Genomic DNA, 14,144 nt, shown 5'->3' on the forward strand with positions numbered 1-14,144 from the left:
TAATAAATGCGCCGCGATGGCAAATTGCCATCATTGAATTCCGGATTCTCGCGCTCTACTGCGCAGCCTTCTCTTCCAGTTCCAACCACTCTTCCTCGGCGGCCCCCAGGGCTTGCTGGCGTTCGACCAGCGCCTCCGAGGCTTTCTGGAACTTCACCGGATGCTCGGTGAACAGGTTGGGATCGGCAAGGAATTCCTCCAGCTTCGCGATCTCGGCCTCCAGGCGTTCGATCTCGGCCGGCAGCGCCTCCAGCCGGTGCTTCTCGGTAAATGTCAGCCTGCTTGGAGCCGCGGCGGGCGCGGCGGGCTTCTCTGCCTCCCGGGGCGACGGCTTCGCAGAATTGCCGCCGGGTTTCGCCTTCGCGGGCGCTGCCCCAAGCCTTTCGGCGCGCTGCGCCTGGTAATCGCTCCAACCGCCGGCATAGAGCACCGCCCGGCCATCGCCCTCCATGGCGACCGTGGTCGTGGCGATCCGGTCGAGGAAATCCCGGTCGTGGCTGACTAGCAGCACGGTGCCGTCGTAATCCGAGATAAGCTCCTGCAGCAGGTCTAGCGTCTCGATATCGAGGTCGTTGGTCGGTTCGTCGAGCACCAGCAGGTTCGCAGGCTGCGCAAGGATCTTGGCCAGCAGCAGCCGCGCCTTCTCGCCGCCCGAGAGCGAGCGAACCGGCGCGCGGGCCTGCTGCTCGTTGAACAGGAAGTCCTTGAGATACCCCACGACATGTTTCGGCGTGCCGCGCACCATCACCTGATCGCCGCCCCGTCCCTGCACGCGCAGCGCCTTGTCACCGGTCAGGCTCTCCCAGAGCGTCACGTCCGGGTCGAGTTGGGCGCGGCTCTGGTCGAACACGGCGAGGTCGAGATTGGTGCCGAGCCGGATCTTGCCGCTATCGGCCGGCTCCTGCCCGATCAGCATTTTCAAAAGCGTCGTCTTGCCCGCGCCATTGGGGCCGACAAGCGCCACGCGTTCGCCGCGCTGGATGCGCATGGAGAACGGCCTCAGGATGAGGTTGTCGTCATAAGCTTTTGTAATATCTTTAACTTCTACAACCAGCTTACCCGATGCCTTGCCGGTGTCGATCGCCAGGTCCGCCGTCCCTTGCCGACGGATCTGCGCCGAACGCTCCTCGCGCAATGCCTTCAAGGCGCGGACACGGCCCTGGTTCCGGGTGCGGCGTGCTGAAATGCCTTCGACGGCCCATTTCGCCTCGGCCTTGATCTTGCGGTCGAGCTTATGACGGGCCTCGTCTTCCTCTGCCCAGACCTTGTCGCGCCACTCCTCGAAGGAGGTGAAACCATGCTCCTGCCGCCGGACCTCGCCGCGGTCGAGCCACAGGGTCGCGCGCGTCAAACGCTTGAGAAAAGCCCGGTCATGCGAGATCAGCACGAAGGCCGTGCGGGTTTCGGCCAGTTGCTCTTCGAGCCACTGGATCGCCTGGATGTCGAGATGGTTGGTGGGCTCGTCGAGCAGCATCAGTTCCGGCGCCTCGGCCAGCAGCTTGGCCAGCGCCGCGCGCCGCCGCTCGCCGCCCGATGCGGTCTCGACCGGGCGCGACAGATCCAGTTTGAGCCCTTCACCCGCCATTTCCACCCTGTAGATTTCTCCCTCGGGAAGACCAGAGGCGGCGAAATCGCCGAGCGTCGCATGGCCCTCCATGGTCGGATCCTGCTCCATGTAGCCGACATGCACGCCGGGCGGCACGATACGCTCGCCCGTATCCGGCTCCACCAGCCCGGCCATGACCTTCATGAGCGTGGATTTGCCCGAACCGTTGCGGCCCACGAGTGCGACCCGGTCGCCCTGTTGGATGACAAGGCCGAGATCGGAAAACACAGGGTCGCCGCCGAAGGTCAGCGCGATATCGGAAAGCTGGAGAAGGGGTGCACGTGCCATGGGCGCGAGCTATGCCAGCGTGGGTCCAAGATCAAGCGTCCTTCGTGCCGCCAGCCTGCGGACCATCCGTGACCACGCCTTCGGCGCGCTCCTCCGGGAAGGGCAGCGCCCCCCTTCCTACCCGGCCACCCCGCGCAGCAGCCGCTTGCGGTCAGGAGGAATGGCGCGGATTTCCAGCCCGGTGAAGACATGCAGTGTTCCGAGGTCGCGGTCCACGACCGCGTGGTCCGACACCCACCCCCCCATGAGCAGGTAGGTTCGCAGCAATGGTGGCATGCCGAGCATGGCGCGTTTGAGATCCGGCTTGCGGCGCAACCTTTGGGCGAAGCGGAAGACATTTGGCGCCTTGACCAGCGGCAGCCAGCGTTTCGGCGCCAGGTGGCGTTCCTTCAGGAGCGCGAAGGCATCCATGTATTCCCCGGCCTCGGTGCCCTTGAAAGAAGAGCAGCCAAAGAGCATTTCCACGCCCTGCGCGTCGACATGGGCGGTCATCGCCCCCCAAGCGACGCGGAGGATATCGGCATCCTTGCAATCGGGATGGATGCAAAACCGGCCCATCTCTATCATCGGCCCTTCAAAATCGCGAAGCGCCGAGAGTTCGTAATATTGCGCGGAATAGCTCTGACCGATATCGGCCCCGGCGCTCAACGGCAGCAGCCGGAAGGTGCAGACCAGCGTTCCGCTACGGCTCTCCTCGACCAACATGTGCTGGCAGGCGGCATCGAAAGCGTCTTCATCCGGCCGGCCGCTGCGGAAACAGAGCGCGCGCAAATCCAGCGCCCGTTCGAGATCGGCGCGGCTTTCGGCCAGGCGGGCCTGGTAATGGCCGCGGCGCAGGTTCAACATGATCGGCTCCTTGCCTCAGCCCGCGGGTTCAACCGGCTTCCGGGGCGAATCTTTTGCCCGACCGGCTACCACGCGAGGCGTGACGGAAATCTGACATTTCTACCCGCGCGCGCATAGCCCCGCGGGGCCGTGGCGGATTCGCATGCATGGCTTTGTCGAAACTGTTGAAAACGTGATCCGTCACAGGCTTCCCTGGCGTGAAAAGCGCTTTAGCTTGAGGAGACATCATCGCAGGAGGACGCGCACATGGCCGACAAGATTGCCAAGACAGAAGAAGAGTGGCGCGCGGAACTCGGTCCGTTGGGATACGAGGTCATGCGCAATCACGGCACCGAACGCCCCTTCAGCCATGACGACTTTCCGCAGAGCGCTGGAACCTTTCGCTGCGCGGGCTGTGGCGAGCCGCTTTTCGTGCAGGAGGACAAGTTCGACGCGGGCTGCGGCTGGCCGAGCTTTACCCGGCCTCTCGCGGACGAGACCATTGGCGAAAGCCGCGACAGCCGCCATGGCATGGTTCGCACCGAGGTTCATTGCAACCGCTGCAATGGCCATCTGGGGCACGTTTTTCCCGATGGGCCCGCACCGACGGGCCTGCGCTACTGCATCAACGGGGTCGCGCTGCGCTTCGAGCCGGAAGAGGATTGAAGCACTCCGCGCAACTGGTCTCCCTCTAGATGTTGCTGCCGATATCGAGGCTGCCGATATTGCCGAAGAGCTGCTGCAGGAAGCTCAGTCCCTCGATATTGCTGGCGGTCACGCGACGCGAGAGCGCGACGACATTGCCATCCTGCAAGCCGAAGCGCTCGATATTGGTGACCACGCCCTTGTCATCGAAGCTGATCGCGACGACCTCGCGTTCGATCACTTCCGGCGCGCGGTAGAGATAGGAGCTCTTGCGCATCGACATGTAATAGTAGCCCGAGTCCTTGAGCACGCCGGAGGAGCCCGGCGACCCGATCAGCTGGGTCACGGATTCCCGGGTATCCTTGCCCACGATAATCTCGGCGAGCTGGTCATCGCTTGGCACGTAGCCATGATAGTCGTAGAGCGGCTCGCAGGCCGAGATTGCCAGCAATCCCAGTCCCACGCACAGGGCACGCATAAAGCGTCCAGATTTTCCTTGGCCTTGCCTGCCCATGACTGCCCTCACGCCTCTTGCTCGTCGAACTGCTTTCCGGCTTATAACAAGGGCATCCTTTTCTTCAAGAAAGGAAGAGTTGAATGAATGCGACCGATAATCCGACTCGTTTCGTCCTGGCCCGGCTGCAGACGGGCGAGCCGACGCCCTTCAGGCTGGTTCCCGAAGAGGCCGGACTCGATCGGCTCAAGCAGGAGCTGAACCTTCTGGGGCTACGAAAGGTGCGCCTTGAGGGACGGTTTGTGCCCGTTGGCGGGCGCGACTGGAAGCTGGACGCGATGCTGGGCGCCACGGCGGTGCAGCCCTGTTCGGTGACGCTTGCGCCGGTGACCACCCGGATCGACACGCCCGTTTTGCGCTATTACATGGCCGATTTATCCAATCCGACCGAATCCGAAGCGGAAATGCCGGAGGATGACAGCATCGAGCCTCTACCCGAGTCGGTCGATCTGTGGGACGTGCTGAGCGAGGCGCTGGCCATCGCCCTGCCCGATTTCCCGCGTGCCGAAGGGGTCGAACTGGGCGAGTCGGTCTTCACCGAGCCCGGCGCGGAGCCGCTGACGGAAGATGCCGCGAAACCCTTTGCCGGCCTTGCCGCGTTGAAAAAAAAGTTCGAAGACTGATCTGGGAGGAAGCCATCGCGCAAGCCGGGCCATTCTGCCGCATGCAGACTTGCAATCGGCTCCGAATTGCGTATGTTCTCGCATCTTCCACACACCCTTGCACGGGATGCGAAGCCGGCGTATGACGCGCCGACGAATGAAACACTTGCCGTCGGGCTGTCCTTTGGGTTGCCTATCCGGCCAAAACCGAGGTTGAGACATGGCTGTCCCTCAGAACAAGATCACCCGCTCGCGCCGCGGTCAGCGCCGTTCACACGATTCGCTTTCTGGCGCCAACCCGAATGAATGCCCCAACTGTGGCGAACTGAAGCGTCCGCATCACGTCTGTGGCGCCTGCGGCCATTACGATGACCGTGAAGTTGTCGCGCTGGTCGAGGATGTCGATCTCGACGAAGACGCGGCCTGAACCACTCCCTACCGGCAGTCACAGGCGCTTTGATCATGAGAACAGACGCGCAGGATGATCTGCCGGGAACGACTCCTTCGGAGCTCGTGGGAAAAATCGTGATTTCGGTCGACGCCATGGGCGGCGACCATGGGCCGGCTGCCGTGGTAGCCGGCTGTGCCATGTCTGCAAAGAAGAACCCGGAGATCGGCTTCATCCTGCATGGCAATCGCGAGATCCTCGAACCGTTGGTCACGAAGCGGCATTTGAAGAATTGCTGCGTGATCCGGGATGCGCCTGATGTGGTCACGATGGAGACGAAACCATCGGTCGTGATGCGTCGCGGCAAGGGGACCTCCATGTGGTCGGCCATCGATTCTGTGCGTCATCACGAGGCGACCGTTGCGGTTTCCTGTGGCAATACTGGTGCGCTTATGGCGCTCTCGATGGTGCGCCTGCGCAAATTGCCCGGCGTGAACCGCCCCGCGATCGCGTGCCTGTGGCCGTCGCGAAGCGACTCCGGATATGCGGTGATGCTCGATGTCGGCGCCGATATCCGCGCCGATGAAAGCGACCTGCTGCAATATGCGCTGATGGGCTCATCCTATGCCCGCAACGGGCTCAAGATCGCGCGCCCCCGTGTCGGCCTGCTCAATGTCGGCACCGAGGAACACAAGGGGCGCCCGGAACTGAAAGCTGCCCATAGCCTGATCGCCAATGCCGCGCCGGACTCCAAGTTCGAGTTCATCGGATTCGTCGAGGGCGGCGATATTCCGCGTGGGCAAGCCGACGTGATCGTGACCGACGGCTTCACCGGCAATGTCGCGCTCAAGACGGCCGAGGGCACGGCCTCCCTGATCCGCGAGTTCCTCGGCGAGGCATTCCGACACACGTTCCTGAGCCGAATCGCCGCGCTTCTGGCCCTGACCTCGCTGCGCCGCTTGTCCAAGCGGACGGACCCGCGGCGCGTGAATGGCGGTGTTTTCCTCGGTCTGAACGGAACTGTGGTCAAATCGCACGGTTCTGCCGACGCAACCGGCGTGTCTGCGGCAATCAAACTCGCCTTTCAACTGGCGCAAGCCGGCTTTTCCGACCGTCTAGCGGCGCGGGTGGCCTCGACCTCGGCGTCACGACAGGATATGTCGTGACGCAGCGTTTCTGTTGACGGTAACAGAATCGAGAAAAAACCAACTAGGCAGGCAGGAATGCATCTCAGAGCTGTCGTGCGTGGCGTGGGCCACTACCTTCCCCAGCGAATCGTCGAGAACAGCGAATTCGAAGAGAGCATCGACACCTCTGACGAATGGATCCGTTCCCGCTCCGGTATCGAGCGACGGCATTTCGCCGCCCCCGATGAAACCACCTCGGACCTGGCAACACATGCCGCGCGCAATGCGCTCGCGGATGCCGGAATGGAACCCGACGATATTGACGCGATCATTCTGGCCACTTCGACCGCCGATCTAACCTTCCCTTCCGCCGCAACGATGGTTCAGAACAAGCTGGGCATGACCCGCGGCTTTGCCTTCGACGTTCAGGCCGTCTGCGCGGGCTTTGTCTTCGCGCTCAGCAACGCCAATGCGCTTATCCTGTCGGGACAAGCCAAGCGCGTGCTGGTGATCGGCGCCGAAACCTTCAGCCGCATACTGGACATGCAGGACCGCGGGACCTGCGTGCTGTTCGGCGATGGCGCGGGCGCGCTGCTGCTGGAAGCGCAGGAAGGCACCGGCAGCAGCGATGATCGCGGCATTCTCGCCACGGACCTCAATTCCGACGGCCGCTACAAGGACATTCTCTATGTCGATGGCGGCGTCTCGACCAACACGACCGGCGTGCTGAAGATGCAGGGCAAGGAAGTGTTCCGCCACGCGGTCGAGAAGCTGGCCACCACCGCCCATACAGCCCTTGAAAAGATCGGGCTGAGCGGTGACGACGTCGACTGGATCGTGCCGCACCAGGCGAATATCCGTATCATCAAGGGCACCGCGAACCGCATGAAAGTACCGATGGAGCGGGTGATCGTGACCGTGCAGGATCACGGCAACACCTCGGCGGCATCGATTCCCCTCGCCCTCTCGGTCGGCAAGGCCCAGGGGCGCATCAAGCCCGGCCAACTGGTCGTAACCGAGGCCATTGGCGGCGGGCTGGCCTGGGGCGCGGTCGTATTGCGCTGGTAAAACGCTCCTGGCGCCGAATTTCGCACCCGCCCAGGCGGACGTCACCCGGTGAACCATGCCGCGATGCCGCTATATTTTCCCATGCTTTTCAGAAGGTTGAGGCGTGCCTTGCAGGGGAACTCGTTGCCCGAAACAAGGCGCCTGCGCCTGCCACCTCTTGCAGCCAAAGATTCGCTCTGTCACACAAGTCATTGATATTGACTGAAATACATAGCTCGCCTACGCTCCTTTCTCAAAACAGGGATGGACAAGTAATGAGCGACAAGACCTTGACCCGTATGGATCTCAGCGAGTCCGTGTTCCGCGAAGTGGGCTTGTCCCGCAATGAATCGGCACAGCTCGTTGAAAGCGTGCTCCAGCATGTCTCCGACGCCCTCGTGCGGGGCGAGCAGGTGAAGATTTCCTCCTTCGGCACGTTCTCGGTGCGCGACAAGGCCGCGCGTGTCGGCCGCAATCCCAAGACCGGCGAAGAGGTTCCCATTTCGCCGCGCCGTGTGCTGACCTTCCGCCCCTCGCATCTGATGAAGGAGCGGGTCGCCGCAGGCAACCGCAAGTAAGGCCCCTTTCATGAACGGTAAATCCCCAGACGCATTCCGCACCATCAGCGAGGTCGCGGACTGGCTCGGTGTGAACACCCATGTGCTGCGCTTCTGGGAGAGCAAGTTTTCCCAAGTCAAACCGGTGAAGCGCGCTGGCGGGCGCCGCTATTACCGCCCCGCCGACATGGAGCTTCTGGGCGGCATACAGAAGCTGCTGCACGAGGACGGAATGACCATCAAGGGTGTGCAGAAAGTTCTGCGCGACCAGGGTGTCAAGGCCGTCTGCGCCATGTCGAAACCCGTCGAGGAGGAGGACGAGAACGTCTTCGCGACCGCCCCGCCCGCGCCCGCGCCCGCGCAGGAGATGGAATCGCCCACGCCCTCGGAGCAACCTTCCGCGCCCGATCTGGCGGCTGCTGCCGACGAGCCGCCGTCGCAACCGGAGTCCGACGCGGCGCCCGAGCCCGAAAAGCCCCGGCAGGAAGAACCGTCAATGCCGCTCTTCTCGCATCACACACCTTCGTCCGCCCCCGGGACACCGTCCGCGCCCACGGAATTGTCCGCTGAAAACGACCAGGCGCCTTCGACACAGGAATCCTCCGAAACGCCGGAGGCCGACATAGCCGCGCCTCCGGACTCGCAGGCCGTCCCCGACAGCCCGGCTGCGGCGGCCCGCCCGACCGCCCCAGTCATTGCCCCGCTGCCGGCGCGCGACATCCCCCTTGCGGAAGCGCTCGCCATGCTCCGTCCACGCCAGATCGCTCCGGAAAAACTCGCCCCGATTTTCGCAGGCTTGGTCGCTCTGCGGGAACGGATGGAAAGCCACGGGTGAGCAGGCATTTCGTGGCCAATTGCCTCTTGCCCTCGCTGCAGAATACGGTATCAAGCCCGAACGTCGGGCTATGGCGCAGCCTGGTAGCGCGTCCGTCTGGGGGACGGAAGGTCGCAGGTTCAAGTCCTGCTAGCCCGACCATTCAAAAAACCGCCCGCGACCCTCGGGAAGCGGGCGTTTTGCTGTCCGCATTCTGCCGCGCGGACATAGGGAGGTGCAGATGAACGGCGTTCTGCCAAGCCAGTCCATCACGCGGATGATCGCCGAGGGCGCCATTGCCGCCGACCAGCCCTTTGCCAGGGGACAGGTGCAGCCAGCGAGCCTCGATCTGCGGCTGGGCAGCGCCGCCTACCGGGTGCGGGCGTCCTTCCTTGCCGGAGACGGTCGCTCTGTGCGCGACAAGCTCGGCGAATTCGAGATGCACCGGATCGACCTCTCCGAGGGCGCTGTGCTGGAAAAGAACTGCGTCTATGTCGTGCCACTGCAGGAACGGCTCGCGCTTCCCGCTGGCATCAACGCGGTGGCGAATGCCAAATCCTCAACTGGCCGGCTGGACTTGCTGACTCGCGTCATCACCGATGGCGGAACCGAGTTCGACCGCATCGGCAGCGGCTACACTGGACCGCTCTATGCCGAGATCTGCCCACGTTCCTTCTCGGTGCTGGTGCGCCCGGGCATGCGCCTGAACCAGGTCCGTTTCAGGCAAGGCAAGGTCGAGCTGGACGACGCCACGCTGCGCGCCCTGCATGACGAGGTCGGGCTGGTCTCCGGCGAAGCGACGATCTCCGAAGGGCTCGCCTTCTCGGTCGACCTTCAACCGCAAGATGACCGCCTCGTCGGCTGGCGCGCCAAGCCCCATGCCGGGGTGATCGACCTCGACAAGATCGGCCATTACGCCCCGCGCGACTTCTGGGAACGGGTAGAAACCGAGGATGGCCGCATCATCCTCGACCCCGGTGCCTTCTATATCCTCGTCAGCCGCGAGGCCGTGCATATCCCGCCCGATTACGCTGCCGAAATGGCCCCTTACCTCGCAATGGTCGGCGAGTTCCGCGTCCACTATGCCGGCTTCTTCGATCCGGGCTTCGGCCACGCCCCGGCGGGCGGATCCGGCGCCCGCGGCGTTCTGGAAGTGCGCTGCCACGAAGCTCCATTTGCGCTCGAACACGGGCAGGTTGTCGGCCGGTTGGTATATGAACGCATGGCCGAACGCCCCGAAGCACTCTATGGCGAGGGCATTGCCTCGAATTACCAGGGCCAGGGACTGAAGCTCTCCAAGCATTTCCGCGCGCCTTAGAGCGATGGCGAAAAGGGGGCTCTGCCCCCCGCGCTCTCGCGAGCGCTCCCCCCGGGATACTTGGAGAAAGATGATGATGGGCAGAGCCATCCTTATCATCTTTCCAACAAATATCCCCGCCGGAGGCACGACCCGCAGGATCGTTCATGCGCAATTGAAAAAAGCGCCCCGATCTCCCGGGGCGCTCTGTTCTTACCTGGCTGCGTGCCGTTATTCGGCCGGCTTGATCCGGTGCGGTTCATCCGCTTCCAGATAGGCCTCTTCCTCCGGCGACAGGACGATATCGTCGTAGCCGGTAAACATCGGCCGTACATGCTTCCAGATCGAATGCCCGGTCGTCATCAGGTAGAGATGCATGACGATGAAGGACAGGATCCCGAAGGCCGCCAGCACATGCAGGTTGCCCACGATCTCGATCCAGAAGCCCGAACCGGCGGCCGGCTCCCACAGGCGATAGGTCAGGTAGGCGATGCCAGTGATCCAGATCGTCGGGAAGATCGCCAGCTTCAACGCCAGGTAGGCCATCGCCTGCAGCGGGTTGTGCTTGCGCCAATAGGCCTTCCGATAGGGGTGCTTTTCGCCCTTGAAGATGCCGTAGCTGTAGAAGCGCATGACCTGGAACAACCCGTTCGACGTGGGCATATAGTGTTTCCACGTGCCCGTCGTGAAGTGCCAGAAGATCGCGAAGATCCAGAGCAGCATCAGCAGCAAAGCGGCATAGGTGTGCACCAGAACCGCCTGGTCATAGGGGATCCACTCATGGATGCCGTAGAGCCGGAAGCCGGTAAAGGTCATCACGATCACCAGCAACACCTGTCCCCAGTGCCAGAAGCGTTCGAACGGCGGATAGATCTTGACGAGACGTTCAGCCATCTCACTGCTCCTTCATGTTCTTGCGGCCGAAGAAACGCATGATCGCATGGATCACGACTCCACCCAGTGTCAGCAACAGGATCAGCGCGCCCAGCTTGCCTCCCGGTCCCATCGGGTTGGCGCCCGGGATATGGATGCCGGCGATATTGGCCAGTCGTCCGTTCTCCTTGTGGCATTCCTCGCACTGCACGGCGTCCTTGGACGGGGCCACCATGTGGGTGATCGGCCAGTACATCTCGGTGGACACGAAGTCGTAGCTACCCGAATATTCGGTGCCCGACGCCGCCGCGCCCGCCTCGAAGGCCTTGTCCCAATCCCATTTGCCCCAATAGGCCGTGTCTGACCCCGGTCCGAACAGGTGCGGATAGAGCAGACGGTTGCGCTCGGTGTCATAGGGCTGCTTGCCTCGCATCACCTTGAACGGCCAGATCCGGCTCTTTTCATCGTCCTGGCTGCCCGAGATCATGTTGACCTCGACCACGCCGCTCGGATCGATTTCGCGCTCGGCATTGGCGTACTCCACCTGACCGTCGAACCAGAAATACTCCGGTTGCAGGTCCTCGCCCCATTGGAAGTCGCCTTTCATGGAGTCATAGGTGGGCTTCTTCTTGCCACCAGCCGTCTCGTATCCCGCGACCTTGAACGGCTTGCCTTCGTCGTTCTTCTTGCCGGCCGTCGACCAGTCCCAGACGGTCTTGGTCGGCACGCCGCCCTTGGCATATTCGGGAATATGGCAGGTCTGGCAGGCGATCTTGTCACGGTGCGAGTTCAGCTTGAAGCCGATCAGCGTCAGGCTGTCATGCGGCTCGGTGTCGTGGCAGCTCTCGCAAGTGGCAACGTCATGGCGCTGGCCCGGGAGCGGTGCGCCCGCGGTATCCTTGGCCGTCACGTTGTAGCGCGAGCCATGCCACTGGTGCTTGTCGGAGACGTGGCACTCGTTGCAGGTGAAGTTCAGCCCGTCAGAGGCCATGTGAATGTCGACATCCTCGGTCGGATTGTGCATCGCCGAAGACAGGTCGCCATGTTTCACGTTGTCGCCGCCGCCGCCATAGAAGTGGCAGTTGCCGCAATTGTCGCGGTCGGGCTGACCGACGCTTTGCGCGACCTTCATCAGGTCCACCGGCTGCGCCGGCGTGCCCATGTTTGTCTTCGCGCCTTCCTTGATTTCCTTGCCGAAGGGCTTGCCTGCGCCCGCGGGGATCTTGGCATAGGTGTCCGTCTTGTCGTGGCAGACAAGGCAGTCAACCGCGGTTTCCGAAGCGGGAGGCGGCTGGTTCATGTCGTCCCAGCCGTAACCGACATGGCACGAGGTACAGCGTGGCTCGTTGGCGGCGACCGCAACGCAATAGGAGTTGACCACGTTGTTCTTGCCGAGATCCTGACCGGTTTCGGGATGCTCGTAATCCCATGACCAGTGGATCGATTCCTTGACCTGTGCGGCTGCCTCCGTATGGCAGCTCAGGCAGGCGGCGGTCACTTCTGGCCCTGTCGCGAAATCCTTTTGCAGGGCTTCGAGTTTCGAGTGATCTACCGTGCTGCCGGAGCTGTCTCCGGGCGGTGCCGTGGTTTCTTGTGCTAAGGCGGCTCCGGCCCCTGCCAAGGCAAGGGTCAGGCCGACAGCGAACAGCGAGTGTTTGGAAATCATGCAGATATCCCTTCCATCTTCAGATGCTGCAACGGTCCTGATGGGCCTCATGCAACGCCTATTCCGGTGGGAGATCCATGATTCATGACAGTTTTCGAATATATCGATATGTTGACAGTTTCAAAAATATATTTTTTCAAGATGCCTTTTACGTAAGCGGAAATTCTTTCTTTACATACAAACACTGAGTAAGACTTATATGCAGTATTTTCAATATATCTAATCGGGCAAACATGCGCTGATCTACCGCAGTGTGCGTTTTCGATTTTTCCAAGTCTGAAGGCGACTTGACCGGCATTCTCTCCTTGCACCGACCGCGGGAAAAGGGCGCTTCCAGGGTGTCGAAAAACAGCATCAAACTGTTACGGTACCGGGTCGACGCGACAATCAATCCCTTGGGGTTTTGGCCAGCCTCGAAACGAACCATCGCGGCGTTCCGCTTTTAAGGGATCGCGCATCCACACGCACAGGGGCCGGAACAGCGCCCACGCGGTCGTGAGGCAAGTTTGGAGCGGCGTCAGAAACGCCGGATGCCTGGCACGAAACGCGGCCTACCACCAATGCTCAAGCTGCAGGCCGACGGTCGTGCCATTGGTCGCCGTGCCGAACGCGTCTTGATCGGAGATGACGCCCTCGTCGCTCCACTCGGCCCAGGTCACGAAGGCCCGGAGCTGCGGACGGGAGAAGTAGCCCTTCTTGCCGAAGCTGTAGAACGGTGCCAGCGTCAGCTTGGTCAGCGAGCCCGGATCGGCGCTGTCGTTTTCGACCCAGTCATAGCCCAGTTCCACCGCAACCCCAAAATCCTTGGTGAAATTGTATTGCGGACGCACCCCCGCCGAAACCCAGGTTTCGGTCTCATCGCCCATCTCGGTGCGTTGCCAGACCGCCGTTGCCTGTGTCTCCAGATCCTCGCTGGACTTGATCAGCGCCTGGGTTACAAAGCGGACACGGCTATCATCGCTGCCGGCATCGGTGTTGCCCTTGGAGTTGAAGTCGATCCCGGCTCCCTGGCCATACATCAACGCGTTCTTCCACTCGCCCCAGCTCAGATCGCTATTCTCGAGATGAAAACGCAGCGAATAGCCGTCCTCGCCAATCTGGTCGTCACCATCACCGTCGATCCAGGCAACGCCGACCTCACCTTTCCAGCTATCCCAGAGCGAGATGTCATGCACGCGCAGATCCAGGGTGGTCGAAGTATAGTCCAGATCGTCATCGTCGCGATCATAATAGAACAAAGCCGGCGACACTTTGAAATCGCGCACGGCGATACCTTCCAGACCGATTCCGTCTCCCGAAAAGTCTTCGTAGTAGAAGTCGTTCATATGCACGTCGCGACGGCGGTAATAACGGCGGCCCGCCCACAAGAACGACTCTGCCGTGGCGCCGGATCCCAAACGCTCAATCCCGAGATAAGCTTGCGCGAATCCGCCATCGGCGTTGAGGTCGCTACCGAAATTCAGCGCGTTTGAATCGGCCCAGCCATTATACATGACCTCGAACAGGAAATCCGATCCGTTGCCCAATGCCCCGCGATAGCCAACCGACACCTCGTCATAGATGTCGCTTTCATTGCCCAGCCGGTACTTGGCGCCAGCCCCGTTCAGTTTGAAAGCGGTGAATTCCTCGCTATCGGTCGACCCGGCACCGAAACGGTAGTAGCCGTGGCTGAAGAATCCGTAATCTTCGCTCGAAAGGCTGAACGGACCCGCTGTATCGCCCGCGCCACGATCATAATCGGTCGTGTTCTCTTGTGCTTCCGACATACCCGCGACAAGGGCGGTAATACACAGGCCAAATCCGAGAAGCCGTTTCATGGTACAACCTCATTTATGCGCGACAATCGCATGGGTCGCCGGATAGAGGCGACTCTTCGGAACGAAGCCTAGGCCCGG

The 14,144-nt window shown here is 61.9% G+C and carries 14 protein-coding genes and 1 tRNA gene; 9 read left to right on the forward strand and 6 right to left on the reverse strand.

Going from position 1 to position 14,144, the window contains the following annotated elements; translation table 11 throughout:
- Window positions 1-55 precede the first annotated feature (55 nt).
- Together BLR85_RS03250 and BLR85_RS03255 are read right to left on the reverse strand one after the other, a co-directional pair.
- Window positions 56-1,894 carry an ABC-F family ATP-binding cassette domain-containing protein gene (locus BLR85_RS03250; RefSeq protein ID WP_093149408.1) on the reverse strand — a complete coding sequence of 613 codons (1,839 nt, stop codon included), beginning with the start codon at window positions 1,892-1,894 and terminating at the stop codon, window positions 56-58.
- 117 nt (window positions 1,895-2,011) lie between these two features.
- A complete protein-coding gene (locus tag BLR85_RS03255) occupies window positions 2,012-2,740 on the reverse strand; it encodes a GNAT family N-acetyltransferase (RefSeq protein ID WP_093149412.1) in 729 nt (242 codons plus the stop codon).
- Window positions 2,741-2,986: 246 nt separating this feature from the next.
- Between BLR85_RS03255 and msrB the strand changes: the two genes are divergently transcribed.
- A complete protein-coding gene (msrB, locus tag BLR85_RS03260) occupies window positions 2,987-3,385 on the forward strand; it encodes a peptide-methionine (R)-S-oxide reductase MsrB (protein WP_093149415.1) in 399 nt (132 codons plus the stop codon).
- A 25-nt stretch (window positions 3,386-3,410) separates the two neighbouring features.
- Here msrB and BLR85_RS03265 read toward each other — a convergent pair whose 3' ends face one another.
- A complete protein-coding gene (locus tag BLR85_RS03265; RefSeq protein ID WP_244520592.1) occupies window positions 3,411-3,842 on the reverse strand; it encodes an outer membrane protein assembly factor BamE in 432 nt (143 codons plus the stop codon).
- Window positions 3,843-3,961: 119 nt separating this feature from the next.
- On the opposite strand from BLR85_RS03265, the gene BLR85_RS03270 reads away from it, so the two are divergent.
- The 8 genes from BLR85_RS03270 (at window position 3,962) to BLR85_RS03305 (ending at window position 9,731) form a co-directional block, all read left to right on the forward strand.
- On the forward strand, window positions 3,962-4,501 hold the full coding sequence (locus tag BLR85_RS03270; RefSeq protein ID WP_093149423.1) for a YceD family protein: 540 nt from the start codon (window positions 3,962-3,964) through the stop codon (window positions 4,499-4,501).
- Between the two features lie 199 nt (window positions 4,502-4,700).
- The gene (rpmF, locus tag BLR85_RS03275; protein WP_068309344.1) at window positions 4,701-4,907 is read left to right on the forward strand and encodes a 50S ribosomal protein L32; all 207 of its coding nucleotides are present in this window, start codon (window positions 4,701-4,703) and stop codon (window positions 4,905-4,907) included.
- 35 nt (window positions 4,908-4,942) lie between these two features.
- Complete coding sequence (gene plsX / locus BLR85_RS03280) at window positions 4,943-6,034, forward strand: phosphate acyltransferase PlsX (protein ID WP_093149428.1); 1,092 nt, start codon at window positions 4,943-4,945, stop codon at window positions 6,032-6,034.
- A 57-nt stretch (window positions 6,035-6,091) separates the two neighbouring features.
- Window positions 6,092-7,063, forward strand: a complete 972-nt coding sequence (locus BLR85_RS03285; RefSeq protein WP_093149432.1) for a beta-ketoacyl-ACP synthase III — start codon at window positions 6,092-6,094, stop codon at window positions 7,061-7,063.
- A gap of 254 nt (window positions 7,064-7,317) precedes the next feature.
- Window positions 7,318-7,620: an integration host factor subunit alpha gene (gene ihfA, locus BLR85_RS03290; RefSeq protein ID WP_093149435.1), complete on the forward strand. Its 303-nt coding sequence runs from the start codon at window positions 7,318-7,320 to the stop codon at window positions 7,618-7,620.
- Between the two features lie 10 nt (window positions 7,621-7,630).
- Window positions 7,631-8,434 carry a MerR family transcriptional regulator gene (locus BLR85_RS03295; RefSeq protein ID WP_093149439.1) on the forward strand — a complete coding sequence of 268 codons (804 nt, stop codon included), beginning with the start codon at window positions 7,631-7,633 and terminating at the stop codon, window positions 8,432-8,434.
- Between the two features lie 64 nt (window positions 8,435-8,498).
- Window positions 8,499-8,575: transfer RNA gene (locus tag BLR85_RS03300), tRNA-Pro, on the forward strand.
- A 79-nt stretch (window positions 8,576-8,654) separates the two neighbouring features.
- Window positions 8,655-9,731 carry a 2'-deoxycytidine 5'-triphosphate deaminase gene (locus BLR85_RS03305; RefSeq protein WP_093149443.1) on the forward strand — a complete coding sequence of 359 codons (1,077 nt, stop codon included), beginning with the start codon at window positions 8,655-8,657 and terminating at the stop codon, window positions 9,729-9,731.
- Between the two features lie 210 nt (window positions 9,732-9,941).
- Here the strand turns inward: BLR85_RS03305 and BLR85_RS03310 are convergent, their stop codons facing one another.
- The 3 genes from BLR85_RS03310 to BLR85_RS03325 form a co-directional block, all read right to left on the reverse strand.
- The gene (locus BLR85_RS03310) at window positions 9,942-10,604 is read right to left on the reverse strand and encodes a cytochrome b/b6 domain-containing protein (protein ID WP_093149447.1); all 663 of its coding nucleotides are present in this window, start codon (window positions 10,602-10,604) and stop codon (window positions 9,942-9,944) included.
- Window position 10,605: 1 nt separating this feature from the next.
- Window positions 10,606-12,249, reverse strand: coding sequence for a tetrathionate reductase family octaheme c-type cytochrome (locus BLR85_RS03315; protein ID WP_093149453.1), 1,644 nt, complete (start codon window positions 12,247-12,249; stop codon window positions 10,606-10,608).
- 551 nt (window positions 12,250-12,800) lie between these two features.
- Complete coding sequence (locus tag BLR85_RS03325; protein WP_093149463.1) at window positions 12,801-14,066, reverse strand: carbohydrate porin; 1,266 nt, start codon at window positions 14,064-14,066, stop codon at window positions 12,801-12,803.
- Between the last annotated feature and the right edge of the window lie 78 nt (window positions 14,067-14,144).

Source organism: Aliiruegeria lutimaris, from assembly GCF_900099935.1.
GTDB lineage: Bacteria > Pseudomonadota > Alphaproteobacteria > Rhodobacterales > Rhodobacteraceae > Tropicimonas > Tropicimonas lutimaris.

Excerpts from the sequence above, each read along its gene's own strand:
- BLR85_RS03250 (WP_093149408.1), bottom strand. The coding sequence starts at position 1,894 with ATGGCACGTGCACCCCTTCTCCAGCTTTCCGATATCGCGCTGACCTTC.
- BLR85_RS03255 (WP_093149412.1), bottom strand. The coding sequence starts at position 2,740 with ATGTTGAACCTGCGCCGCGGCCATTACCAGGCCCGCCTGGCCGAAAGC.
- msrB (WP_093149415.1), top strand. The coding sequence starts at position 2,987 with ATGGCCGACAAGATTGCCAAGACAGAAGAAGAGTGGCGCGCGGAACTC.
- BLR85_RS03265 (WP_244520592.1), bottom strand. The coding sequence starts at position 3,842 with ATGCGTGCCCTGTGCGTGGGACTGGGATTGCTGGCAATCTCGGCCTGC.
- BLR85_RS03270 (WP_093149423.1), top strand. The coding sequence starts at position 3,962 with ATGAATGCGACCGATAATCCGACTCGTTTCGTCCTGGCCCGGCTGCAG.
- rpmF (WP_068309344.1), top strand. The coding sequence starts at position 4,701 with ATGGCTGTCCCTCAGAACAAGATCACCCGCTCGCGCCGCGGTCAGCGC.
- plsX (WP_093149428.1), top strand. The coding sequence starts at position 4,943 with ATGAGAACAGACGCGCAGGATGATCTGCCGGGAACGACTCCTTCGGAG.
- BLR85_RS03285 (WP_093149432.1), top strand. The coding sequence starts at position 6,092 with ATGCATCTCAGAGCTGTCGTGCGTGGCGTGGGCCACTACCTTCCCCAG.
- ihfA (WP_093149435.1), top strand. The coding sequence starts at position 7,318 with ATGAGCGACAAGACCTTGACCCGTATGGATCTCAGCGAGTCCGTGTTC.
- BLR85_RS03295 (WP_093149439.1), top strand. The coding sequence starts at position 7,631 with ATGAACGGTAAATCCCCAGACGCATTCCGCACCATCAGCGAGGTCGCG.
- BLR85_RS03305 (WP_093149443.1), top strand. The coding sequence starts at position 8,655 with ATGAACGGCGTTCTGCCAAGCCAGTCCATCACGCGGATGATCGCCGAG.
- BLR85_RS03310 (WP_093149447.1), bottom strand. The coding sequence starts at position 10,604 with ATGGCTGAACGTCTCGTCAAGATCTATCCGCCGTTCGAACGCTTCTGG.
- BLR85_RS03315 (WP_093149453.1), bottom strand. The coding sequence starts at position 12,249 with ATGATTTCCAAACACTCGCTGTTCGCTGTCGGCCTGACCCTTGCCTTG.
- BLR85_RS03325 (WP_093149463.1), bottom strand. The coding sequence starts at position 14,066 with ATGAAACGGCTTCTCGGATTTGGCCTGTGTATTACCGCCCTTGTCGCG.